The organism is Massilia polaris (assembly GCF_012927275.1).
Lineage (GTDB): Bacteria > Pseudomonadota > Gammaproteobacteria > Burkholderiales > Burkholderiaceae_D > Telluria_A > Telluria_A polaris.
Genome location: NZ_JABBGG010000002.1, coordinates 454,247 through 478,447 on the forward strand (window position 1 = coordinate 454,247; position 24,201 = coordinate 478,447).

Sequence of the window (24,201 nt, forward strand, 5' to 3'; positions counted from 1 at the left end):
GCAAGCGGAGACCGTTTCGCAGGCGAATCGCATGCGATTCGAAACCCCTGCTACACCGGGCTCGCGCCCTCTTCCGCCGATTTTTTTACAACGGCTGGAACACCCCCGCGGCCCGGTTCTTGGTCACGTTATTCCACGTAAACACCTGCCCGTTCATCGCAACATACACGCCCGGCGGCAAGGTCTGCGCCACCCCCGTCGCAAATCCCAGGTTGAACAGCGCATCCGAATTCGCAATCTCGTAAGGGATCATCGCGCCCGTCAGCACGATCGCCTGTCCCAATCCCGCATTGCCCAGCACCTCCGCGGTTTCCTTCATCGTATCGGTCCCATGCACGATCACGATTGATTTCTCTGTCGCGGCGCGGCACGATGCGAGTACGCGCTGGCGGTCGTCGTCCTGCATGTCTAGCGAATCGAGCAGCGGCAGCACTTCCAGTTCGACCGGAATCGTCATGCGCGTGCGCGCCAGCACTTGCGGAAGATGGCTGTCGGAGAACCCGAGAATGCCGGTCAGTTCGTCGTAATGTTTGTCGAAGGTGCCGCCGGTGGCGATGATGCGCAAGCTCATGGTGTGTGAATGTGGGTTGGGTAAAAGTGGCTTATGATAGCCGTTACCACAGTCGCTGTCGAAATACGCGGCGATGATGTTTCCGGTTGTGACCGCGCTGGAATCCGATGTACCGCATCGCTACACTGTTTGTTTATTCTTGCCGGCTTATCCGATGAAAGCGCTCGCTCCTGGAACAGTAATCTTCCACCGCCACCGCGGTTACGGCGTCATCACGCACGTCAACCTGCTGACCGGCTGGATCTCGGCGCGCTTCGGTTCCGAGGCGCGCACCCTCGACCTCAATTTGTCGTCCGACGAAGTGCAGCACTCCGACGGCGAACCGATCCTTTTCCGGCGCGCGCCGCCCGACCGCATGCCGCACGCGCGGCTGATGGCGATGGTGCGCTCGCTGCACGCAGCCGGCTACGAAAAGCTCTACCTGTATTCCTGGCCCAAGCCCTCCGGCCTGCACTGGCGCTGGCATTTGTTCACCGGTCAGCGCGACTGGATGCAGCGCCCGTGGCGCGAAGGCTGGTACGGCTCGGGCGCCGATTACAACGTCAATCCCGTCATGGGCTGGGGCGACACGCCCGGCGCCAGTACCGAAGAACTGGTGCATGCGCTGGCGAAGTTCGATCCGCAGGGACTGGCGCAGGCCCTGGGCCGCGATGAAGACCACACCGCGTGGTTCGCCGACGTTTGCGACGCGCTGCTGCCGGGCTACATGTACAGCCTGGACATGGAAAAGCCTGTTGCCGGCGGCTTGCGCGATACGCCGCCAGTGCCGGTGATTCCCGTGCGCGCCACCCTGCCAGCTTACGGTGGCCCCGCCATTGGCTGGCCGCCGGGCTGGGCCGGCCTGTGGACGCGCGCGCACGTGATGCCGGCGCCGAAGATCCGCCTCGCGCCGCAGGAAGAAGAACGCTAGCAGCGCTTCTTCGCCAACGCTTCCGGATTCAGGATATTGGCCGGCTCGCCGCCGGCGAATTTAACGATGTTCTCGAACGCCGCGCCGAAATAAATTTCGTAACTGTCCTTCTCGACATACCCGATGTGCGGCGTCGCCAGCACGGTCGGAATGCGCAGGATCGGCGCGCCCGCCGCCAGCGGTTCGCTGGTGAATACATCAAGCGCGGCGAAGCCCGGGCTGCCTTCGGTCAATGCCTGTTCCAGCGCGCCGTCGGCCACCAGTTCGGCGCGGCTGGTGTTGACGAACAGGGCGGTCCGCTTCATGCGCGCCAGGTCGGCGTGCGTGACGAGGCCGCGGGTATTGTCGGACAGGCGAAGGTGCAGTGTCAGCACATCGGCCCGCTCGAACAACTCGTCACGGCTGCCGGCAGCTTCAAACCCGTCCGCCACTGCGGCCGCACGGCTGGTCTCGCTGCCCCAGACCAGCACCTGCATGCCGAAGGCCTTGCCGTACCCGGCCACCATGCGCCCGATCTTTCCATAGCCCGAGATCGCCAGCGTACGCCCCCGCAACACCGTGCCGAGGCCGTTGAGTTCCGGGTTGACCGACGCGGTCTGCCACAGCCCGTCCTTCAGGTTCGCCGCGTACGGAACGATCTTGCGGCTCGCTGCCATGATCAAGGCCCAGGTCAGTTCGGCTGGCGCGACTGGCGAGCCGACTCCCTCGGCAATTGCGATGCCCAGTTCGGTGGCCGCATCCACATCGATATGTCCGCTGACTTTGCCGGTCTGCGATATCAGCTTCAGGTTAGGCAGCCGCGACAGTAGCGCGCGCGGCAGGGCGCTGCGTTCGCGGATCAGCACCAGTGCATCGAAAGGCGCCAGCCGGATCGCCAGCTGGCCGATTCCGCGCGACGAATTAGTGAATGTTTTGACCTCGTGGCCGTCCAACAAGCGGAAACAGGAGAGGCCGCGCACGCTGTCCTGGTAATCGTCGAGAATCGCAATTTTCATGGGAGATGGCAGATGTTGAGCTGGACTACGTAAGTAAATAACGGGAATCTGGACATTCGAAATAGCTTACTACTTTAGTGGGTCATTATTCCTACATTTTTGTGGGTCTTGCATATTAAATGGTAAGGGCGGGTGTACAATCGCCCTCTAAAAATCGGGATTTGCCCTGGCCGCCAGGCCCTCAAGTCCACGCAGCACCCAGTCCACCAGCCCTTCAAAAGGCTGTCGACATGACCGCCGTATCGCCGGACCGTCGGATCGCCACCCCGTTCCAGCCGTCACGCGCGCAAGCTCTCCAGCTGACGACGATCTGCCGTGCAGGACACCAAAGAATTTTAATTGGCAATTGGAGGTACTATGAATCAGCCCGTCATGGGTGGCGTTGCGACACTGAACGTCCCAGCTTACATCAAACATCAAAAGCTTATCAATTGGGTCGCCGAAGTCGCGGCCCTGACCAAGCCTGCCCGCATCTACTGGTGCGACGGCTCACAGGAAGAGTATGACCGCCTGTGCGGCGAGATGGTTGCCGCCGGCACGATGAAAAAGCTGAATCCGGCCAAGCGTCCGAATTCCTACCTGGCCTGGTCCGATCCGTCGGACGTGGCGCGCGTCGAAGACCGTACCTTCATCTGCTCGGAAACCAAAGAGCAGGCTGGCCCGACCAACAACTGGACCGACCCGGCCGAAATGCGCCGCACGCTGCACGGCCTGTTCGACGGCTGCATGGCTGGCCGTACGCTGTACGTTGTCCCGTTCTCGATGGGCCCGCTGGGTTCGCCGATCGCCCACATCGGCGTCGAGCTGTCCGACTCGCCTTACGTCGCGGTCAACATGCGCATCATGACGCGCATGGGCCGGGCCGTGTATGACGTGCTGGGCGCCGACGGCGACTTCGTGCCGTGCGTGCACAGTGTCGGCGCACCGCTGCGTCCGGGCCAGCAGGATGTGTCATGGCCATGCAACCCGACCAAGTACATCGTGCACTACCCTGAAACCCGCGAGATCTGGTCGTTCGGCTCCGGCTACGGCGGCAACGCGCTGCTGGGCAAGAAGTGCTTCGCGCTGCGCATCGCATCGAACATGGGCCACCAGGAAGCAGGGCAGGGCGGCACCGGCTGGCTGGCGGAACACATGCTGATCCTGGGTGTCGAGTCGCCAGAGGGCAAGAAGCACTACGTCGCGGCGGCCTTCCCATCGGCCTGCGGCAAAACCAACTACGCGATGCTGATTCCGCCTGCCGGTTTCGAAGGCTGGAAAGTCACCACCATCGGCGACGACATCGCCTGGATCAAGCCGGGCGCCGACGGCCGCCTGTACGCGATCAACCCGGAAGCGGGCTACTTCGGCGTTGCGCCTGGCACCAACGAAAAGACCAATTACAACTGCATGGCCTCGCTGCGCGAGAACGTCATCTTCACCAACGTCGCGCTGACCGACGACGGCGACGTATGGTGGGAAGGCTTGACCAAGGAAGCGCCTGCGCACCTGGTCGACTGGCAGGGCAAGGACTGGACGCCGGCGTCGGGCACCAAGGCAGCACACCCGAACGCGCGCTTCACCGTGGCCGCGACCCAGAACCCGGTCATCGACCCGGCCTGGGACGATCCTGCGGGCGTGCCGATTTCGGCTTTCATTTTCGGCGGCCGCCGCTCGACCACCGTGCCGCTGGTGACCGAAGCGCGCACCTGGGTGGAGGGCGTGTACATGGCGGCGACCATGGGCTCCGAGACCACTGCCGCGGCAGCGGGCCAGATGGGCGTTGTGCGCCGCGATCCGTTCGCGATGCTGCCGTTCATCGGCTACAACATGGGCGAGTACTTCAAGCACTGGCTGAACCTCGGCAAAAAGGTCGGCGAGCAGCATGGCGATGTGCTGCCGAAGATCTTCTGCGTGAACTGGTTCCGTACCGACGCCGATGGCAAGTTCGTGTGGCCAGGGTTCGGCGACAACATGCGCGTGCTGAAGTGGAAGCTGGATCGTATTGAAGGCAAGGCAGGCGGCGTCGAGAACATCTTCGGCACCACGCCGCGGTATGAGGACCTGAACTGGAACGGCATCGACTTTACGCGCGAGCAGTTTGAGCAGATCACGTCGATCGACAAGGACGCGTGGAAGGAGGAGCTGAAGCTGCACGAGGAGCTGTTCCACAGGCTGGAGCAGAATGTGCCTCAGGAGCTGGTGAATGCGAAGGCGGAGCTGGAGAAGCGGCTGTCGGCGTAATCTGCTGAACGTCTTCAAGTGAAAAAGGGACTGCTTTCGCAGTCCCTTTTTTGGTTTACGTAAATCGGCGGAGAATCGCCGAATTACACCGCTTGCTTCAACTTCACTTTCAACAACGGACCCAAATACTTACCCGTCACGCTCTCCGGATTCGCCGCCACTTCTTCCGGCGTGCCCGTCGCGATAATCCTGCCGCCGCCCGCGCCACCTTCCGGCCCGAGGTCGACAATCCAGTCCGCCGTCTTGATCACGTCGAGGTTGTGCTCAATGATCACCAGGGTATTGCCCTGGTCGCGCAGGCGATGAATCACCTTCAGCAGCAAATCGATATCGTAGAAGTGCAGGCCAGTGGTCGGCTCATCGAGGATATACAGCGTGCGTCCCGTATCGCGCTTCGACAGCTCGAGCGACAGCTTGACCCGCTGCGCCTCGCCGCCCGACAGCGTCGTCGCGCTCTGCCCCAGCTTGATATATCCCAGGCCCACATCGAGCAGCGTCTGCAGCTTTCGAGCGATGACCGGCACCGGCTTGAAGAACTCGTGTGCGTCTTCCACCGTCAGGTTGAGGACTTCGGTGATGTTCTTGCCCTTGTACTGTACTTCCAGCGTCTCGCGGTTATAGCGCTTGCCATGGCAGACGTCGCACGGCACGTAAACGTCCGGCAGGAAGTGCATCTCGACCTTGATCACGCCGTCGCCCTGGCACGCTTCGCAGCGCCCGCCCTTGACGTTGAAGGAGAACCGTCCGGCGCTGTAGCCGCGCTCCTTCGCTGTCGGCACCGTGGAGAACAGGTCGCGGATCGGCGTGAACACGCCGGTGTACGTGGCCGGGTTCGAACGCGGGGTGCGGCCGATCGGCGCCTGGTCGACCGAGATCACCTTGTCGAAGTGCTCAAGGCCGCTGATCGAATCGTGCGGCGCAGGTTCGGTCTGCGAGCCGTACAGGTGGCGCGACAGCGCCGGATACAGCGTGTCGTTGACCAGTGTCGACTTGCCCGAACCGGAGACGCCGGTCACGCAGGTCAGCAAGCCGACCGGCAGTTTCAGCGATACCTTCTTCAGGTTGTTACCGGTCGCACCTAGGATGACCAGCTGGCGGTCCGGGTTCGACGGGTGGCGCTTCTTCGGCACCGCGATGCCAAGCGTGCCGTTCAGGTACTTGGCGGTCAGCGAGTTCTTGTTCTTGAGGAGCTCCTTGACCGTGCCTTCGGCGATCACCTGGCCGCCATGCACGCCGGCGCCCGGACCCATGTCGACCACGTAGTCGGCGGTGCGGATCGCGTCTTCGTCGTGCTCGACCACCAGCACGCTGTTGCCGATGTCGCGCAGGTGCTTCAGCGTTTCGATCAGGCGGTCGTTGTCGCGCTGGTGCAGGCCGATCGACGGCTCGTCCAGCACGTACATCACGCCGGTCAGGCCGGATCCGATCTGCGATGCGAGGCGGATGCGCTGCGCTTCGCCGCCCGACAGGGTGTCGGCGCTGCGGTCCAGCGACAGGTAGTCGAGGCCGACGTTATTCAGGAACTTCAGGCGCGAGACGATTTCCTTGATCACGCGGTCGGCGATGTCCTTCTTGGCGCCTTTGAGTTTCAGCTTTTCGAAGAAATCGAGGCAGTCGCGCAGCGGCTTGTTGGCCACTTCGTAGATCGCGCGCTGCTGCTTGCCTTCTCCGACCTTGACGTAGCGCGCTTCCGTGCGCAGGCGCGCGCCGTCGCACGATGGGCACTGCTTCTCGTTGATGAACTTCGCCAACTCTTCCTTCACCGCCATCGAATCGGTTTCGCGATAGCGGCGCTGCAGGTTGGTGACCACGCCTTCGAAGGTGTGCTCGCGGATGACGGTGCGGCCACGCTCGTTCACGTAGGTGAACGGGATCGACGTTTTGCCCGAGCCGTACAGCACCGCCTTTTGCGATGCTTCCGGCAGCTTCTCGAACGGCTCGTCGATGTCGAATTCGTAGTACGCTGCCAGGTTCGACAGCATCTGGAAATAGAACTGGTTGCGGCGGTCCCAGCCCTTTACCGCGCCCGACGCGAGCGACAGGTTGGGGAAGGCGACGATGCGCTTCGGGTCGAAGAACTCGATGTGGCCGAGGCCATCGCATTCCGGGCAGGCGCCCATCGGGTTATTAAACGAGAACAGGCGCGGCTCGAGTTCCTGCAGCGAGTAGCCGCATTCGTTACAGGCGAATTTGTTCGAATAGACGTGTTCGGCGCCGCCGCCTTCCGCGGCCCGATCCATCTCGAGCACCACGGCGCGGCCGTCGGCCAGGCGCAGCGCGGTCTCGAAGCTTTCGGCCAGGCGCTGCTTGATCTCCTCGTTGACCTTGACGCGGTCGATCACCACGTCGATTGTGTGCTTCTCGGTTTTCTTCAGCGTCGGCAGGTCGTCGATCTCGTAGATCTTGGCGACGTGCGTGCCGCTCTGGATACGGAAGCGAACGAAGCCCTGCGCCTGCATCGTTTCGAACAGGTCGGAGTGCTCGCCCTTGCGGTTGGCCACCACCGGCGCCAGGATCATCAGCTTGGTATCGACGGGCATGGCCAGCACCGCGTCGACCATCTGCGACACGGTCTGCGCGGCCAGCGCGTTCTCCGGGTGGTTGATGCAGTAAGGCGTGCCGACGCGCGCGTACAGCAGGCGCAGGTAGTCGTGGATTTCGGTGACCGTGCCGACCGTCGAGCGCGGGTTGTGCGAGGTGGCCTTCTGCTCGATCGAGATCGCCGGCGACAGGCCTTCGATCATGTCGACGTCGGGCTTTTCCATCAGCTGCAGGAACTGGCGCGCATACGCGGACAGCGATTCGACGTAACGCCGCTGGCCTTCCGCATACAAGGTGTCGAAGGCGAGCGAGGACTTGCCCGAACCGGACAGGCCGGTAATCACGATCAGCTTGTTGCGTGGAAGGTCAAGATTGATGTTCTTGAGGTTGTGCGTACGAGCGCCGCGAATGCGGATTTGTTCCATTTATTTTTGCCTTTGATGGTCAGCCACATACTATAGCCGCGATTCGCTGATGACGTTCCGGGCAGTTACGGTTGGCTGCGTCCGTAAGCGGGGCGAGCGCGTCTTGATAACGCTCAGGAATCGGTGGCGGGATACTGTATATAATACCAGTATTCATGCCTGCTGCAAACGCACGTTGAGGGCACAATATTGAGTGCTTTTCACTGGGCGGCTGACATATAATCCCCGTTTAGGGATAAATCATCGCGTCGCGCGCCGCCGCGTTCATTAGGAGTAATACATGGCATCAGTGAATAAAGTCATCATCGTCGGCAACCTGGGGCGCGATCCGGAGATCCGCTACATGCCGAGCGGTGACGCCATCGCCAACATCGCTGTCGCGACTTCGTACAAGTCGAAGGACAAGAACACCGGCGAGCAGAAAGAGCTGACCGAGTGGCACCGCATTTCGTTCTTCGGCCGCCTGGCTGAAATCGTCGGCCAGTACCTGAAGAAGGGTTCGTCGGTCTACGTCGAGGGCCGCCTGCAGACCCGCAAGTACACCGACAAGGATGGCGTCGAGAAATACGCAACCGACATCATCGCCGAGAACATGCAGATGCTTGGCGGACGCCAGGGCATGGGCGGCGACGCTGGCGGCATGGACGACGGTGGCGGCTACGACGCGCCACAGCAGAGCCGTCCGGCGCCACAGCGCCAGGCCCCGCCGCCAGCACCGGCAGCGCGCCCGGCGCAACGTCCGGCGCCTAACTTCTCGGATATGGATGACGACATTCCGTTCTGACTTACACCTGCGAACAGTTTGTAAAGTATTGCCTTGGAATCCCCGTCTTTCGGGGATTTCTGCTTTTTGGGTAGTGTAAGAAAATACTGAGTTGCATTCCAGTCTTCACGCGGTCCAATCCTTTCGTCAGGAAGTGCGTCGATCCATCCACGCTTTGGTCGTCCCGTACGGGTGCTCCACCGTGGAATCTGCGTTTCCCCAGTCTCTTTCCGCTTCGCTTCCCGATAAAGCGCTTCATTTGGGGCCGTATTGATGAGCTATTGACTCAACGATTACAGCACCAGTTTCGTATACATTTTTAGATGTCCCCATCACTCTGATCGTCGCACGACTAAACCACGCTTGCGTGAACGTCTTACCATTTGCAATGGAGACAGCTCCCCTAGCGGCAATAAACATTCCCTCACAACCCAGAGCGTCGCCGACGGGATCGTGTCGGAATACTTTACGTATTGCGTCAGCCGCGAATTGCTCAATAACGAAAATCTTATATATATCAGAGGCTTGCTGGCGCTGGCACGGTTTTTGCTCTTAAAGAAAATAGCGCATGAATGCTTCAACAGATTAACTATCATTGTTTTTCAGGGCGGCCGTTACAATGCGGCTATTACGCAACTTTAATTTTCATTAGAGAATATGGGGTGGGTATGATGAGCAAACAGATAATTCGATCAATAATGTCATTGATGTTGATTGGAGCGCTTTACGGTAGCGAGGCGATAGCAGGTCCAATTCTCGGCGCGGACTTGGCGAGTTTTACGGTTCTTGGTGCCGAGACGGTGACCAACGTCCCCACCAGCACCATTGGCGGGAACGTGGGAGTATGGTCGAGCGACGGTGCAAATGCGATCACCGGCTTTAACTCATCGCCAGGTGTTGCTGTGTCGGACTCGCAGGTAACAGGGGGATTGGTACACGCAGGCACTGCGTTGGCACAATCGGCCCAAGGTCAACTCACCACAGCAAGAAACAATCTTTCATCGCTCGGACCGGGCACTATCCTGATTAATCCCGACTTGACTGGTTTAATTCTCGCTCCCGGCGTCTACACGGTAGCTACGGGAACGACGAATTTGTCCGGCGTGCTCACTCTCGATGGCGGAGGCAACGCCAATGCCGCTTGGGTTTTCCAGATGGAAAGCACACTGATTACGTCCCCCAACTCGGTCGTGAACATGATCAACACCGGTGACGGGGCAGGTTTGTTCTGGAATGTCGCAAGTTCGGCGACCATCGATACAAATACCACGTTTCTGGGGAATATTCTTGCCCTTACCAGCATCAGCATGAACACCACCGCGACAGATAGATGCGGTCGGGCATTAGCAGATACCGGTGCTGTGACGCTTCAACAAAACACGCTTTCTCGCTATTGCACAGGCAATATTGCTGGCAGCGATGGTCTAGGCGGGGGCTTGGACGTGACAACGACCCCAGAGGGAACAGTGGTGACTTTCCTCCCGTTCGAACCGGCTGCTGTACCCGAGCCCACAACGCTAGCGCTTCTGGGCTTCGGACTCGTTGGCCTGGGCTTGAGTTGTCGCCGTCGGATACAAGATAAGCAATCCGGCAAACGGCTGGCGTTTAATCTGTCGTAAGATAAATGACAATTGCCAGATACTTACTACGGGGGCGCTTCGCAAATTGAAGCATTCAGCTGCCCTTTCGCTCTACGGGCATTACGGAATCTCTATAGCGGGAACTTCTATTGAACAACGGCAACCAATACTATTAATTCGTTGGTCGCAGGTTCGAATCCGCACATGCCCATGGGTGCAGTAGTAATAAATAGAAAAGGGTTACGAGAAATCGTAACCCTTTTTATTTTTTCTTATTTTAGCGCTTGTGTATTTCTCGTCATTGCCTGCAGAGGGCGTGACTTCAAGGACGAGGCGTGCATTAAAGAGAGTCCACGGCTGGATCGAGCCTTGAAGGCAGGCCGAAGGAAAGCTTGCGATGGATTGAAGGTTACGAGCGGCTGGCCGAGCTGGCACCGAACCTGGCCGCTGTCGCCGTTGGTGTCGAATATGCCGACTGATTTGGATCGCGAATTGGACCGCAGGGGACACCGGTTCTGCCGCTACGCCGAGGCTGCAATTCCTTCCGCTTTCCCGCTTCCGCATTTGCCGTGATCCGGCATTCCCCGCAGTTATGGCGGCATCGAATAATTTCATTAGCGGACATAAATAGCCGGGCGTAATCTTCATTAGCAAAATTGCAAAGGCACATATGCAGAGACCATATGCTTTTCAGTGCAGCGCGGAGGCCACCGTGTCCGTTCCAGTCGTCGACGCGCGCTGCGAGAAGGACAAAATCATGGTCTGCAAGACGACGGGAAGCAGCACCAATCCGAGCAAGCAGCTGTGCGTGTCGGCGAATTCAATACCAGCACACCTGCGGTCCGGCGCAACCCTCGGCGCCTGCGATCATCTGTAAGATTTATCGACAGGTGTGGCACGAAGGACCGCAGTCAGCGGTATCATGGCAATACGACCACATGGAAAAAGCGTTCGCGACATGCTAAAGAGCCCCCTGACGTTCCGTCTCCTGATCGATCCGCTTCCTGTCCCTGATCCGCTGACCTTCGTGTTCAATGGCGGACAGCTGCTGATACATGAGGCCAGCCTGGCGCTGCCATCCATGTCCGTGGCTGCCGCGGCCGGCGCCGATGAGCGCAGCATCCAGCCGGTGGGCATGTTGGGTAGCCGCTATTGCCACGCTGCATGGATAGAAGGCGATCCGGCCGCCCCCGAAGGTTACGTGTGGCGTGGCCTGCGCTCGCTGTTCGGCGCGGTGGATGAAGACCTGCTGGCCGTGGCCGGCCGGGCGTCGCAAATTGCCGAATGGGCGCGTACGCACCGCTTTTGCGGCGCTTGCGGGTCGCCGATGGAACGGGTGCGCGGCGAGCGCTGCTTCAAGTGCACCAGCTGCGCGATGACCGCCTATCCACGCATCTCGCCGGCAATGATGGTGTTGATCCGCAAGGGGGATTCCTACCTGATGGCGATGCACGTCGCCTCGCCCAGCAAGCGCTTCACGCCGCTGGCCGGTTTCCTCGAAGCGGGGGAGTCGATAGAGGACGCGGTGCACCGCGAGGTGTTCGAAGAGGTCGGCCTGCGCGTGCACAACCTGAAGTATTTCTCGAGCCAGTCATGGCCGTTCCCGCACTCGCTGATGATCGCTTTTACCGCCGATTATCTCGATGGGGAAATCCGCATCGACGCCGGCGAGCTGTCCGAGGCACGCTGGTTCGGGCCGGATGACGAATGGCCCGAACGCGTGCCGCACATCTCGATTTCAAGCGTTCTGGTCGACGCCCACCGGCCGCGCAGCTGACCGCTTCTCCTTGCTTTGCTGGGCGGGTTTTTCGCCGGTGCCGCGGATCTGGACGGTGCGTTGCAGCAAGTCGAACCAGAACGGCGCGCCGAACAGCGCCGTCGAGGCCGTCAGCAGCCAGCCCGCCACCTGCATCGCGAAGGCGCTGTCGACCGTGGCCGGGAAGCTTTGCCAGCCGATCGGCAGGGTCGTCAGTGCTTTCACCCCGCCCTTGTCCAGGGCCTCGACCGTGAGCTGCGCGGCAAGCGCCGGCTGCTGCCACAGGGTACGGAACAGGTGGATGCTGTCGATGTTGAAGAGGATCGCCAGCAGCAGCGACAGCGCCAGGCTGACCATCAGCGACTTGCGCTTGTAGGCGCCCGACACGCGCTCCATCGCGCTGTCGAACCAGCCCGCGATGCCGGCCTGCAGCCGAGCCAGGTCGCCGTTGGCTTGCTGGTAAATGCTGTGCAGCGCGCGCCGCACCTGCTCGTCGCCGATCGCATCGATGTCGCGGCCGAGCTGGACCCAGTCGCCGGGAAGGCTCTGGATGGTGTCGAGCATGGCGATGGCGAACAGCTTCGGTTCTATATAAGATGGCTTGAACTTCAGCGCGCGCTCGTCGGCGGCGGTGCCGTCGTCGTGCGGGTTGACCAGCGCGTGGCTGTACAGCGCGCGCGCCAGCGCGCTGTAGTTGGGATCGTTGAGCATGGTCTTGACGCCCTCCAGCAGGGTGCGCGCGCGCAGCCGCAGCAGCGAGGCGATCGCCTCTTGCACGGTGCTGACGATCAGCGCCACCGCGGCGTAGCAGAACGTGAGGCCGATTGCCACTTCCAGTACAGTGCTTCCAAACATGGCATTCTCCCGAGAGGACGGACATGCCGCTTACGCTAGCGCGGACCCGCTCTGGATGAGTCCGGTTAGCGCAAGAAAGGGCAGTTTCCCTGCAGGTAAGGCCCCGGCATTTTCTATATACTGTCGGCAATCGAAATATTTAGGGTTAAGAATATATGTCCAACGAAGCCTTCTCCGAACAAGACTGGCGCCGCCTGCTGTCCAGCCTGGGTGAAGACCCCGACCGTCCGGGCCTGGTGGAAACGCCGCACCGCGTCGCCAAGGCGTGGAAGCACTGGACTTCGGGCTACGGCCAGGAGCCGGTCGAGCTGCTGAAGGCATTCGAGGACGGCGCCGAGCAGTACAACGAGTTGATCGTGGTGCGCGGCATCCCGGTGTACAGCCATTGCGAGCATCACCTGGCGCCATTCTTCGGCAAGGCGACGGTCGGCTACCTGCCGAACGGTAAGATCGTCGGCCTGTCCAAGCTGACCCGCCTGGTCGACTGCTTCGCCAAGCGCCTGCAGGTGCAGGAACGGATGACGATCCAGATCGCCAACGCGCTGATGGAAGTGCTGGAACCGAAGGCGGTCGGCGTGGTCATCAAGTGCCGCCACCTGTGCATGGAAAGCCGCGGCATCCGCACGCCGGGCGAGGAAACCATCACCTCCGCCATGCTCGGCGAACTCCAGCCGAACCTCGCGCTGCGCACGGAATTCCTCGCGCTGGCGCGGGAATCCTGAGCCCGATGGACGGATTCGACTGGTTCAGCGGGGAACCTGCGGCCGCATTCGCCCACGCGCACGCATCGGGACGCGCGCTGTTCCTGTACTGGGGCGCGAGCTGGTGCCCGCCCTGCAACCGGATCAAGGCCGACACCTTCGCCCGCCCCGATTTCGCCGAACTCGCCCAGTCGTTTGTCGCGCTGCATATCGATGGCGACGCTCCCGGCGCCCAGCAGCTTGCCGCGCACTACAAGCTGCGCAGCTATCCGACCCTGGTCGTGTTCCGCGCCGACGGCACCGAGGTAACCCGCCTGCCGTGCGAGCTGGCCGGCGGCCGCTTTGTCAAAACCCTCGCACTCGCCTTGCACGCGACATACACCGTGGCGCAATCGCTGAGCGCGGCGCTGTCGCGCGAACGGACCTTGTCGGACGACGAGTGGCGCATGCTCAGTTTTTACTCGTGGGACACCGACGAACACCAGGTCCTGAAGAACCTCGATTTCGCCGCCGCGCTGGCCAGCATGACGCGCGCCTGCACCCTCGACGACGCTGGCCTGCGGCTCGAATGGCATGCGGTGCACGCGGCCGCGATGGGCGGCAAGGCCGGCATCGACCAGCGCAGCGTGATCGCACGCATCTGCGCCGCGCTCGCCGACCCGAAAACGGTGTGCGCGCAGATGGACCTGGTGATCACCTACGCGGTCGACTTGATCCGCTTCCTCACCGAACCGGGCTCGGATGCCCGCGCGGCGTTCGCCCAGGCCTGGGCCGCCGCGCTTGAAACGCTGATATCCGATCCCACGCTCAGCCTGGCCGACCAGTTGTCGGCCCTGCGCGTGCGCGTGCGGCTGGCACGCCTTGGCGCCCCGCTCGAGCACATGGCGGACCTGGTGCGCGCCCGCGTGGCGGCATCGGTTGCCGAAGTCAGCGAACCGGCACTGCGCCACACGGTGCTCAACACCGCTGCCGGGATCCTGGCCGACGCCAGCCTGCCTGAGGAGGCCGAAGCGCTGCTCGTGGCGGAACTCGAGCGATCGCATTCGCCGTTTTACTTCATGCACAACCTCGCGACGATCGCCAAGAAACGCGGCGATCCGGTGCGCGCCATCGACTGGTACGAGCAGGCATGGACCAGCGCGCGCGGGACCGCGACGCGGCTGCAATGGGGAACCACATACCTGCAGAGCCTGGTCGACTTCGCGCCGCATGACGCCGGGCGCATTGACCGGCTATCTGGGCAAATCGTCGATGAACTGTCCGGAATGGCGGACCCATCGAGCCAGCGCAACGCCACCCAGCTGGTCCGCATCGCCGGCAAGCTCGGCGCGTGGACCGGGCGCAGCGAGCGCGCCATTCTTCTGCGCCAGATGGCGTTGACGCTGGCGGCCTGACCAGGCGAACCGGCCGGCCCGGCCACGTTTTTTTGTCTGGCGCATGCCGACAAGGGAACCTGTTCCTTATTTTTGTCTCAAATGATCATTTGAGGCGAATGCGATGGCCAGACCCGAATTCGCGAGCGACATCTCGCGTGAAGAATTCGACGCCGTACGCGGCATGCTGGAAGCGGCGCGCCGCAAGACCCGGCCACGCAAGCACGATCTGTACGACGTCTTCAACGCGATGCTGTATTTTCTCGACACCGGCGCCGCCTGGCGCAGCCTGCCGAAGGAATTTCCGCCATGGCGGACGGTGCATGAATACTTCACCCAGTGGACGACGGCGCGCGAGGGCGAGCGATCCCTGCTCGAGCTGGCGCTGGAAAAAGCCGGCCGGCCCAAGGCCATCGCGCGGCTGAAGGAACTGCTGGAACGCCGCGCAGTGTAGTGCGGATAAGGCCCCGCCGCATCCGCGTGAGTCGCCACGATCCCTAATTCGCCGCGGCCTTCTCAAACACAAACTTATCCTCGCCCATCCTGAACACGCCGATCGGCGCGCCCAGCGCTTCCGGCGCGGGCGTCGGCAGCATCGTGCAGTTCTGCGTCTCGATCTGCCACGTCCGCGCGCCCGCGCGCAGGCTGTACACATTCTTGCCCGCCGCGAACAGCTCGACATCCATCTCCGCCACCGGCAACTCACCCAGCGAGAACTGCCGCTGGCAATCCGGCCAGCGCGCCGCGACCACGGTGACGTCGACCGCATCTTTCCAGAAATAATCCTGCGCCACGCGCACGCTCAGCGTGTGCTCGTTGCCGTCGATATAGTGCGATGCCGAGTCCTTGATGCAGCCCGCCAGCACCAGCGGCGCCAGTAGTACCCATGTCCTGCGCATGTGAGCTTCCCTCGAAATTAGTCCATGCAGTATAAGGCGCGAGTTGCGCCAGCTGCAACAATGCTCAGAATTCGGTGCCGAGGGTGATAGCGGCCATCCGGTGGCGCGGCACCGGAATCGACGAGCGGAACTCGCGCGAACGACGGGTGATCTTGAACTGGACGAACCACGGTCCGTGGCTGGCGGTGCGCGTGTCGGGGAAGTCGAGCCGCATCCCCACCATCAGGTCGATGACGAAATTGCGGCGCTTCACTTTGGGATCGTGATGGAACAGCCTTCCGTCGAGGAAGATATTGCGTCCCATCAGCCGACTCTCGATCACGCCGAAACCGGTGCACTGCAGCCACCTGAGCATGCAGGCGGTCGGCCCGAACGCATCCCTGGCCAGCTTGTTGGCGATGCCGGGCGGCGGCGGCGACACGGCGGGAAGGTCCTTGCCGACCACGATCGCCAGGCCGCCGGCCGCGTAGGTCATGGTATTGCCGGCGGCAAGGCGCCAATAGCCGGCGGTATTGAGCTGCACGTCGCCCGGAAGCTCGACCGACAGCCCTTCCAGCGCGGTGCGGCGCTCGGCGCTGGCCATCACCGCCAGCGATCCGCCGACCTGGTTATGCCAGCCTTGCGGCGCCGGCCGGTCCAATGTTTTGTGGATCAGCTTCTGCGCTTCCTCGGCCAGCGCGGCCGGGCCGGTCACGCCGACCTGGGCGCCGAGCGTCGTGAGGGTGCGCTGGTCGGCCGACAGCAGTGCGTAGGCGTGCTCGACATACAGCAGCCCCGCCCACGGTCGGTCTTCCGGCTGCGCCGCCGCGATCGTGATATTGCCCGGGGTGTACATCAGCTGGCCGTAATTGGTCTGGCTGGTGAGCAGGATGCTGTCGTCGCAGTCGAGCCAGGCACAGGCGCGGCGCGCCAGGGTCCTGGCGAACTCGCCGCGCTGGTCGCGTGAGCGCTTGATCGACAGCTGCACACCGTTGGTATAAAAACGGTCGGTATCGAAGAACGAGTCGTTTTCGTAGGTGCCGAAATGGACGGTTTCCTGTTGCGGGCCGGGAGCTTGCGCGTGGACCGCGCCGCAGGCAAGGAGCGCGGGCGCAAGCAGCGCCGCGCCCGCGCGAACGCTTTGGTTGAAGGAAAACAGCGACATGGCGGCCCGCCTTTCCGATCGTGACTACTGATCAGTCCGATTGTAGGCGCGCAACTTGCCCCGGCTTTGCCGTGGCTCATACTCCTTACGTGCGGCGGCTTTTCGGCCAGAAGCGGTGCAATGCCGGCGTCACGCTCGAGCCGTGCACGATGATCGAGAGGATGATCGTGACGACGGTGAACTGGATCAGGTCGCGCGCCAGATGGTGCGGCAGGCCGTGGTTGATCGCGTACATCAGGTAGTACAGCGAGCCGATGCCGCGCACGCCGAACCAGCCGGTGATAGAACGCACGCGCATCGGGGCGTTCGAGCCGGCCAGGCCCAGCATGATGCTCAGCGGACGGGCGATCACGAACAGGAACACCGCGGTGCTGACCGAGCGCCAGTTGAAGTCGGAGCTCGCCACCATGCCGCCAAGCAGCAGCACAAGGGTCAGTTCGGACAGCCGCTCGAGGTGTTCCTTGAACACCAGCGATTCGCCGCTGACCGTCAATGGCACTTCGTGTTCGTCGCCGGTCACCTGGTCTTCGACATCGTCGGCCACCAGCAAGCCCTGCCGGTCTTTATGGGCACCGGATAAGACCAGCTCGGTCTGGCGCAGCGCGACGCCGGCGAAAAAGACCGCCAGGAATCCCCACGCATGCGCCATCACGGTCAGGCCGTACACGACCCCGATCAGCCCGAGCGCAACGAGGTCATCCAGCACCTCATGCTTCGGCTCGCGGTTGCGCAGTCGCCACCCGATCTGGCCCAGCAGGGCGCCGCCGGCGATGCCCAGCACGATTGCGGCCAGCGTCGCCCAGACCACGTCGACGGCCAGCCAGCGCCAGCCGAACTCGCCGAGCTCATGCGCACCAAGCAGGCCCAGGCCCAGCATCACAAACGGGAAAGCGGAGCCATCGTTCATTCCCGCCTCGGAAGTCAGTGCGAAGCGCAACTGGTCGCGGTCTCCGGCATGGCGGATCTGGACGTCGGTCGCGAGTACCGGATCGGTCGGCGCAAGTATGGCGCCCAGCAAGATGCCGGCGCCCAAGGGCAGGCCGACGACGAAATGGGTGAAGGCGGCGATCAGGCCGACCGTCAGCGACATCGACACCCACGCCATGCGGATCGGCGTTGCCCAGCGCTTGCGCGTGATCGGCACCGGCATTTTCACGCCGGCGGAAAACAGCGAGATCAGCACCGCGATCTCGGTGAGCGTTTCCAGCAGGTGCGATTCCTTGGTGGGGTCGAAGGCAAAAACGTTGAGCGCCAGCGGCCCAAGGATGAGTCCGACGGCAAGGTAGACGATGCTCGAGGAGACCGGCAGCCGCGATATCGACGTCGCGAAAAGACCGCGTGCCAGCATCAGGCATCCGATCAGGATGAACCAGTGGATTGTTGTCATGTGGAATATGGCTATTGCGCTTGCAGTTCATGCTACAGGTGACGCCTGCGTCCATCCGTTCGCTTGCACACGTAGAGTTTTTGAGGGAGCCGCGATCCTGCCGCGCACCGCGCCAGTGTGATTTTTGCGATCATGGTGGCCAGCAGCGCGACGCGGAGAATCAGATGAAGAACGACACCACCTACGAGGTCATCAATAACGACGGCGCCCGCCCGATCAAGATGTGGACCAAAGGCGTGCCGGTGGAAGAAGCGGCCAAGCAACAACTGGCGAACACGGCGAAGCTGCCATTTATCTATAAACATGTCGCCGTCATGCCGGACGTGCATTTGGGCAAGGGCTCGACGATTGGCAGCGTCATCCCGACCCTTGGCGCGGTGATTCCGGCCGCGGTCGGCGTCGACATCGGCTGCGGCATGATGGCGGCGAAGACCACGCTGACTGCCAGGGACCTGCCCGACAGCCTGGGGAAACTGCGCAGCGCCATCGAACAGGCGATCCCTCACGGCATGTCGCCGAAAACCCGCAGCTTCAAAGGTCCGGACAAGGGCTCATGGAGCAAGGCGCCGTCCGCGGTCGATGCCGGATGGCTCCAGCTCAAGGACGAGTTCGACGAGATTTGCCGCAAGCGGCCGAACCTGAAAAACACCAACAACTACAAACATCTCGGCACGCTCGGCAGCGGCAATCATTTTGTCGAGGTATGCCTGGACGAAGAAGGCTTCGTCTGGCTGATGCTGCACTCCGGCTCGCGCGGTGTCGGCAACGCGATCGGCACCCAGTTCATCGAGCTGGCCAAGCAGGACATGCGCAAGCACCACATCAACCTGCCCGACCAGGACCTGGCCTACCTGTCGGAGGGCACCCAGCATTTCGACGACTATATCCAGGCGGTCGGCTGGGCCCAGAAGTTTGCGCGCATCAACCGCGAAGTCATGATGCAGAACCTGATCGCCGCGTTGCGTACGGTGATCACGAAGCCGTTTGAAACGCACGTCGAGGCCGTCAACTGCCACCACAACTATGTGCAGAAGGAGCAGCACTTCGGCAAGGACGTACTGGTGACGCGCAAGGGCGCGGTGTCGGCGCGGCCGGGCGAGCTGGGCATCATCCCCGGGTCGATGGGCGCGAAGAGTTTCATCGTACGCGGCAAGGGCAATCCGGAAAGCTTCAACAGCTGCAGCCACGGCGCCGGGCGCATCATGAGCCGCACCGAAGCAAAGCGCCGCTTCACGGTCGAAGACCACATCGGCGCGACCAGGGGCGTCGAATGCCGCAAGGACGCGGCCGTGATCGACGAGATCCCGATGGCCTACAAGGACATCGAGGCGGTGATGCACGCCCAGCGCGAGCTGGTGGAGGTGGTGCACACCTTGAAGCAGGTGGTATGCGTCAAGGGCTAGGCGGGGTGCTCAGCGCTGGTACGCCCCGACGTCATAGGCGGCAAGCTTGCGCGCCTTGCCGTTGATATCGACGGTGGGCGTGTGCGACGCGATACCTTTGCCGACGCCGGGCGAAGTCGGCAGCAGGCGCAGGTCCGGCGTGCCGTTTTTCGAATAGCTAATGAATTGCGGCGCCGCGCTGATCGTCCCCGTGTGCTTGAGGCCGTTGCGCAGTCCCCAGTCGGCGCTTGCGTTCTGGAACACCAGGTTGCTGCGGTAGGTGTTGTTCCTGCCGGTCCAGCCATGCTCGGTGATCCCGGTCTTGTTATCGAACACGATGTTGTTGTGCACGCTGGTGTAATCGTTGGGGCCCTTGGTGTGATAGTAGTCGCCACCGCCGACCAGGATGCCGGCGGTCGAGCCCACGACGGTGTTGTTCGAAATGGTCGCGTGGCGCGCGTCGTGCCAGAGCTGGATGCCGGCGCCGCCGATTGCGTACACCACATTGTTCTGCACCCGGCCCGTGGTGTTCAGGTAAATCCCCTTCGAAAACTTGCAGCCGGTCGTGCCGATGTTATGCACGCTGTTGCCGATGACATCCGAACTGATCCCCTTGTAGTAGCTGTCCAGCCCGACGCCCGAGCTGCCGCTGCCGCCGCAACCGCTTTTCTCTCCAATGTGCTGTACCTGGTTATTGCGTATCGAAACATACGAGCCGCCGTTGTAGATGCCGTGCTGCCATGCGGTACCGATGCTGGAGCCGCGGCCGTCGATGTCGAAGCCGACAATATCGACGTAGCTGCCGCGGTTGTCCCAGGCGGTGGTGCTGGCCGACTTCACCGGCGGGACGATGCGCGCGCCCCATCTGACCACCGACCGGTACACGACGCGCGCGTTCGACTCGCCGCTCATGGTGGTGCGGAAGCCACCCGCATAAGTTCCCTTCGCCACATGGATGGTCGTGTCGGGCAGCGCGATGCTGGCAGCGTGCTGGATGGTCTGGAAGGGGGAGGCTTCGGTACCGGGGTTGCTGTTCGAACCGTCCGGCGAGACGTAGTAGTTGTACTTGCTTGCTGGCGCTGCTTTGCTGTCGGGAGGAGGTGCGGCGGCGGCGTGCGCCAGGAGGACCGCAAGGCCGGTACAGATCAGGACGCCGGTACACGCATTTCTCGCAGAACGGATAAGTGCAGTCATTGACAGGTCCTCACAGTCAAGTCGGCGACCGAAAGCAACGATCGCGCGAACGAAAGCGGAGGTCGGGAAAGACCTCCGCGAAAAAGCTGGAGGCGGGTGTTGGAATCGAACCAACTTAGCCAGCTTTGCAGGCCGGCGCATTGCCATTTTGCTACCCCGCCAATGGAACTCAGTTTCTACCATCGCGGCGAAAGGCGATTCATATGGATCAAACCTTGAATTGATGAGGGACATATACAACAGGGACTACTGGTGGCCCGCGGCACGCAAACTTGCGGTCAGGCTACCGGGCGCACGTCAAGATATGACACAGCTAGACTTTACCCATACCGGAATTGCTAATCCGGCATTGATGTTCACTTTAATGGAGATCGAAATGCTGAAAACAAAAGTCGTGAAGACCCTGCTGAGCGCAAGCCTGGTTGCCGCGTTCGCCGCACCGATGGCCTTGCACGCGCAAGCGCCAGCTGGCATGAACACCCCGGCTGCCAGCGCCCTGAACAAGGCTGATCAGAAAATTGTCATGGATATGGCGCGCGCAAACATGGCCGAAATTGAAGCCGGCAAGATGGCGGTCAGCAAAACCCAGAACGCCGAGGTCAAGGCATTCGCCCAGCGCATGATCGACGACCACACCAAGGCGCTCGCCGACGTGACCACGCTGGCGCAGAGCAAGGGCGTGACCCTGCCGACCGAACCCGACGCCAAACACAAGGCGATGGCGGCCAAGCTCGGCAAGCTCGAAGGCGAAGCATTCGACCGCGAATACATGAAGCAGGCCGGCGTGGCCGACCACACCAAGGTCCACGCGATGCTGAAGAAGGATTCGGCGCGCGCCAAAGATCCGGACGTGAAAGCGCTCGCGGCCAAGATGATGCCGACAGTCGAGGAGCACCTGCACTCGGCCAAGGGCATGCCGATGGCGTCGAAGGGCGGCGGCAAGACCGACGCCAAGGGCGTGAAGCCGCCGGTGACAGGCGAAGCGAACGATCACACGTCGCCAGGCGCGGTCAAGCCGCCAGCCGCGAAGGACACGTCGCGCTCGAAGTCAACGAGCTCGGGAACTTCCGGGACCATGGGAACGACCGGCGCGCCGGTTACGCCACCTGTGACCGGCGAGGCAAATGACCACACCTCGCCAGGCGCGGTGCGGCCATCGCCGGCAGCGAACCAGACGGTCAAGCCGCCGCCGGCGCCAGCAGTCAAGTATTAATCCGGGCGAGGCAGGGCCGAAGCACATCCGCATGATCGAACTCGACGGATCGCAAGGCGAGGGCGGGGGGCAGATACTGCGCACCTCGCTCACCTTATCGATGATCACCGGAACGCCGTTCCGCGTGACGAACATTCGCGCCAATCGGGCCAAACCGGGGCTGATGCGCCAGCACCTGGTGGCCGTGCAAGCGGCGGCACAGGTATGCGGCGCGGAAGTGTCGCACGCCGAAGTCGGCTCCAGTGCGCTCGAGTTCAGGCCGCGCCGCATCAAGGCGGGCGATTACAAGTTCTCGATCGGAACCGCAGGCAGCTCGACGCTGGTCCTGCAAACCCTGCTTCCAGCGCTGCTGTACGCCGACGGGCCATCGACGGTACTGGTCTGCGGCGGCACGCACAACCCGATGGCGCCGCCTGCGCAGTTTCTCCAGCGGGCTTACGGCCGCGCGCTCGACATGATGGGCGCGCGAGTCGACATCCAGCTACGGCGCTATGGCTTTTATCCGGCAGGCGGCGGCGAGGTGCTCGCGTCGATTGAACCGTGTGCAGAGCTCCGCCAGGTTGAACTGATCGAACGCGGAGAGCTGTGCGGCGCATATGCCGAAGCAGTCGTTGCGGGGCTGCCTGGCGCCATTGCCGAGCGCGAGCTGCAGCTTGTTGGCGAGCGTCTCGGCTGGACCGGCGATCAACTCAAGGTCATCGAACCCGCGCGCGTCCAGGGACCCGGAAATGCGCTGTTGATCACACTTGAGTACGAGGGAATAACGGAAGTGTTCACGGCGATCGGCGAAAAGCGTGTCCGCGCCGAGTCCGTCGCGGAGGCGGTCGTTGGGGAGGTGGAGGATTATCTCAGCTCCGGCGGGGCGCTAGGCGAACATCTGGCCGACCAGGTGATGCTGCCGATGGCGCTGGCCGGCGGCGGTAAATTCTCGATGCACCGGGTGTCGCAACACGCGATAACGAATGCGGAAGTAATCAGTAAGTTCTTACCGGTCCGAATAGATTTCCAGCAGTCGATTGATCACTCCGTATGCTCTCTTTTAACGGGCTAAGAGATATTTCAGGTACGCACCTTGGCCGTTGAAAATCGCGCTCTCGTCTACCAATCCTTCGCGCCGATAAATCTCATGCACCTTCGGCAGGTTGGCGAACGACACGCCCGGATGCATGTGGTGATATGCATGCAGCCCGAAGTTCAGGTCCGGCATCAGAGCGCGCTGCCACCAAGTCAGCTGGATCAGCGGCGTCGTTTCATGGATGGTGCCGTTCTCGATATTGTATTCATGCTCGCAAACGGCGATCCATCGCACCATCAGCTGGGTCACGGTCATCGCCGGTACCACCCAGTAAATCAGGAATACGGTCCAGCCACCGACAGCAGTCAACACGCCTGCAGCCACCACAAAGAAAGCGTAGCGCAGCCATTTCGGCGATGGATTGCGGCGAGTGAATTCGTCGGTGCGCGGCGCGGTTTTCCCGCGGATCAGGCGGATCAGGTTCATCGCCGTCAGGTCTTTGACCGCGATCATTACCAGCTGGCCTAACGACTTCGGGAAGGTCCATTCGTCACCCGATTTACGGAGGAAGTCCGGATCATCCTGGGTGAAGCAGTATTTGTGGTGCGAGAGATGGACCTTCGCATAATCCTCCACCGTCGTCACGAATAGCGGATATACCGCGAACACGTTGATAAACCAGTCAGCGTACTTGCTGCGCATGCCGAGGCGGTGCACCTGCTCGTGCAGCAGCAGCGCGAGCGCCATCTGGCGGGTGCCGATCAGGAAGATACAAAACAGCGTGACCGCCAGGTTATCGAAATAGACGCCGGCTGTGATAAACGCTGCGATGCAGGCCCAGGTAAATAGCAGCTCGGCCGCGAAGCGCTTTGGGCGTGCGCCGGATAAGGCCATTATTTCGCGGCGCGCATCCGAGGACAAGGCCGACGCTTCCGCCAGCACGGCCGGGCGGAGCGGTTTTGTCGCAAGCGGCAGGTCAGGCGCGAGGATGGCGGTGCTTTGCGTGGTCATGATGGTTTCCGGCGTCGAAATAATTGAGGTCTACCAGCATGATGACCCAGCTAAGGTGTCTCCAATCCGCCGAAAACCGACACAATTCCGTCTTACTAAATTAAATAGACAAAAATGACACAGCCTCGATCGATAGCAAGATTTGACAAACGTGGCCTGAAATATAACGACAGAATGCGTTCAATACGAAGAGGAGAGACGCTCGAGCGTCCGCCGAATTCGGTACTGGAAGTCTTACGGTAATCGAAACCCATATAGTCTTG

Annotated in this window: 21 protein-coding genes and 1 tRNA gene; 12 read left to right on the plus strand and 10 right to left on the minus strand. The window is 61.9% G+C overall.

What is annotated here, in order from left to right:
• Positions 1-85 precede the first annotated feature (85 nt).
• Entirely contained in the window at positions 86-571 is a 486-nt protein-coding gene (locus tag HHL21_RS05910) for an asparaginase domain-containing protein (protein WP_169464311.1), read from the minus strand.
• Positions 572-725: 154 nt separating this feature from the next.
• Here HHL21_RS05910 and HHL21_RS05915 point away from each other — a divergent pair, with 154 nt between their 5' ends.
• Positions 726-1,481 (plus strand): L-asparaginase, encoded by a 756-nt coding sequence (locus tag HHL21_RS05915; protein ID WP_169464312.1) that lies wholly within the window; start codon positions 726-728, stop codon positions 1,479-1,481.
• Here HHL21_RS05915 and HHL21_RS05920 read toward each other — a convergent pair.
• Positions 1,478-2,476, minus strand: a complete 999-nt coding sequence (locus HHL21_RS05920) for a D-2-hydroxyacid dehydrogenase family protein (protein ID WP_169464313.1) — start codon at positions 2,474-2,476, stop codon at positions 1,478-1,480. The genes HHL21_RS05915 and HHL21_RS05920 overlap by 4 nt on opposite strands.
• 357 nt (positions 2,477-2,833) lie before the next feature.
• Between HHL21_RS05920 and HHL21_RS05925 the strand changes: the two genes are divergently transcribed.
• A complete protein-coding gene (locus HHL21_RS05925; protein WP_169464314.1) occupies positions 2,834-4,699 on the plus strand; it encodes a phosphoenolpyruvate carboxykinase (GTP) in 1,866 nt (621 codons plus the stop codon).
• A gap of 83 nt (positions 4,700-4,782) precedes the next feature.
• On the opposite strand, the gene uvrA is transcribed toward HHL21_RS05925, so the two are convergent.
• Positions 4,783-7,665 carry an excinuclease ABC subunit UvrA gene (gene uvrA / locus HHL21_RS05930; RefSeq protein WP_169464315.1) on the minus strand — a complete coding sequence of 961 codons (2,883 nt, stop codon included), beginning with the start codon at positions 7,663-7,665 and terminating at the stop codon, positions 4,783-4,785.
• A 280-nt stretch (positions 7,666-7,945) separates the two neighbouring features.
• Between uvrA and ssb the strand changes: the two genes are divergently transcribed.
• From ssb to nudC, 4 genes are all read left to right on the plus strand, one after another.
• Entirely contained in the window at positions 7,946-8,449 is a 504-nt protein-coding gene (ssb, locus tag HHL21_RS05935) for a single-stranded DNA-binding protein (protein WP_169464316.1), read from the plus strand.
• A gap of 551 nt (positions 8,450-9,000) precedes the next feature.
• Positions 9,001-10,047: an ice-binding family protein gene (locus HHL21_RS05940; RefSeq protein WP_169464317.1), complete on the plus strand. Its 1,047-nt coding sequence runs from the start codon at positions 9,001-9,003 to the stop codon at positions 10,045-10,047.
• Between the two features lie 673 nt (positions 10,048-10,720).
• Positions 10,721-10,885: a hypothetical protein gene (locus HHL21_RS05945; RefSeq protein ID WP_169464318.1), complete on the plus strand. Its 165-nt coding sequence runs from the start codon at positions 10,721-10,723 to the stop codon at positions 10,883-10,885.
• Positions 10,886-10,966: 81 nt separating this feature from the next.
• Entirely contained in the window at positions 10,967-11,785 is an 819-nt protein-coding gene (nudC, locus tag HHL21_RS05950) for an NAD(+) diphosphatase (protein ID WP_206085599.1), read from the plus strand.
• On the opposite strand, the gene HHL21_RS05955 is transcribed toward nudC, so the two are convergent.
• The gene (locus HHL21_RS05955; RefSeq protein ID WP_206085600.1) at positions 11,747-12,619 is read right to left on the minus strand and encodes a hypothetical protein; all 873 of its coding nucleotides are present in this window, start codon (positions 12,617-12,619) and stop codon (positions 11,747-11,749) included. The two genes, nudC and HHL21_RS05955, sit on opposite strands and share 39 nt — an antisense overlap.
• A gap of 155 nt (positions 12,620-12,774) precedes the next feature.
• Here HHL21_RS05955 and folE point away from each other — a divergent pair, with 155 nt between their 5' ends.
• The 3 genes from folE (at position 12,775) to HHL21_RS05970 (ending at position 15,147) form a co-directional block, all read left to right on the plus strand.
• The gene (gene folE, locus HHL21_RS05960; protein ID WP_169464319.1) at positions 12,775-13,341 is read left to right on the plus strand and encodes a GTP cyclohydrolase I FolE; all 567 of its coding nucleotides are present in this window, start codon (positions 12,775-12,777) and stop codon (positions 13,339-13,341) included.
• Between the two features lie 5 nt (positions 13,342-13,346).
• Positions 13,347-14,714 carry a thioredoxin family protein gene (locus tag HHL21_RS05965; RefSeq protein WP_169464320.1) on the plus strand — a complete coding sequence of 456 codons (1,368 nt, stop codon included), beginning with the start codon at positions 13,347-13,349 and terminating at the stop codon, positions 14,712-14,714.
• 103 nt (positions 14,715-14,817) lie between these two features.
• Complete coding sequence (locus tag HHL21_RS05970) at positions 14,818-15,147, plus strand: transposase (protein ID WP_169464321.1); 330 nt, start codon at positions 14,818-14,820, stop codon at positions 15,145-15,147.
• A gap of 43 nt (positions 15,148-15,190) precedes the next feature.
• On the opposite strand, the gene HHL21_RS05975 is transcribed toward HHL21_RS05970, so the two are convergent.
• The 3 genes from HHL21_RS05975 to HHL21_RS05985 form a co-directional block, all read right to left on the minus strand.
• Positions 15,191-15,592 carry a hypothetical protein gene (locus tag HHL21_RS05975; protein ID WP_169464322.1) on the minus strand — a complete coding sequence of 134 codons (402 nt, stop codon included), beginning with the start codon at positions 15,590-15,592 and terminating at the stop codon, positions 15,191-15,193.
• Between the two features lie 64 nt (positions 15,593-15,656).
• Positions 15,657-16,736 carry a lipid A deacylase LpxR family protein gene (locus HHL21_RS05980; protein WP_169464323.1) on the minus strand — a complete coding sequence of 360 codons (1,080 nt, stop codon included), beginning with the start codon at positions 16,734-16,736 and terminating at the stop codon, positions 15,657-15,659.
• Positions 16,737-16,821: 85 nt separating this feature from the next.
• Complete coding sequence (locus tag HHL21_RS05985; RefSeq protein ID WP_169464324.1) at positions 16,822-18,123, minus strand: cation:proton antiporter; 1,302 nt, start codon at positions 18,121-18,123, stop codon at positions 16,822-16,824.
• A gap of 164 nt (positions 18,124-18,287) precedes the next feature.
• On the opposite strand from HHL21_RS05985, the gene HHL21_RS05990 reads away from it, so the two are divergent.
• A complete protein-coding gene (locus HHL21_RS05990) occupies positions 18,288-19,526 on the plus strand; it encodes an RtcB family protein (protein WP_169464325.1) in 1,239 nt (412 codons plus the stop codon).
• A gap of 9 nt (positions 19,527-19,535) precedes the next feature.
• On the opposite strand, the gene HHL21_RS05995 is transcribed toward HHL21_RS05990, so the two are convergent.
• Both HHL21_RS05995 and HHL21_RS06000 read right to left on the minus strand, forming a co-directional pair.
• On the minus strand, positions 19,536-20,699 hold the full coding sequence (locus HHL21_RS05995; RefSeq protein WP_169464326.1) for a DUF1565 domain-containing protein: 1,164 nt from the start codon (positions 20,697-20,699) through the stop codon (positions 19,536-19,538).
• 87 nt (positions 20,700-20,786) lie between these two features.
• Positions 20,787-20,860 (minus strand) — tRNA-Cys (locus HHL21_RS06000).
• A gap of 215 nt (positions 20,861-21,075) precedes the next feature.
• Between HHL21_RS06000 and HHL21_RS06005 the strand changes: the two genes are divergently transcribed.
• Entirely contained in the window at positions 21,076-21,912 is an 837-nt protein-coding gene (locus HHL21_RS06005) for a DUF4142 domain-containing protein (protein ID WP_169464327.1), read from the plus strand.
• A 31-nt stretch (positions 21,913-21,943) separates the two neighbouring features.
• Complete coding sequence (rtcA, locus tag HHL21_RS06010; protein ID WP_169464328.1) at positions 21,944-22,963, plus strand: RNA 3'-terminal phosphate cyclase; 1,020 nt, start codon at positions 21,944-21,946, stop codon at positions 22,961-22,963.
• Here rtcA and HHL21_RS06015 read toward each other — a convergent pair.
• Positions 22,952-23,938: a fatty acid desaturase gene (locus HHL21_RS06015; RefSeq protein ID WP_169464329.1), complete on the minus strand. Its 987-nt coding sequence runs from the start codon at positions 23,936-23,938 to the stop codon at positions 22,952-22,954. The genes rtcA and HHL21_RS06015 overlap by 12 nt on opposite strands.
• Positions 23,939-24,201 lie beyond the last annotated feature (263 nt).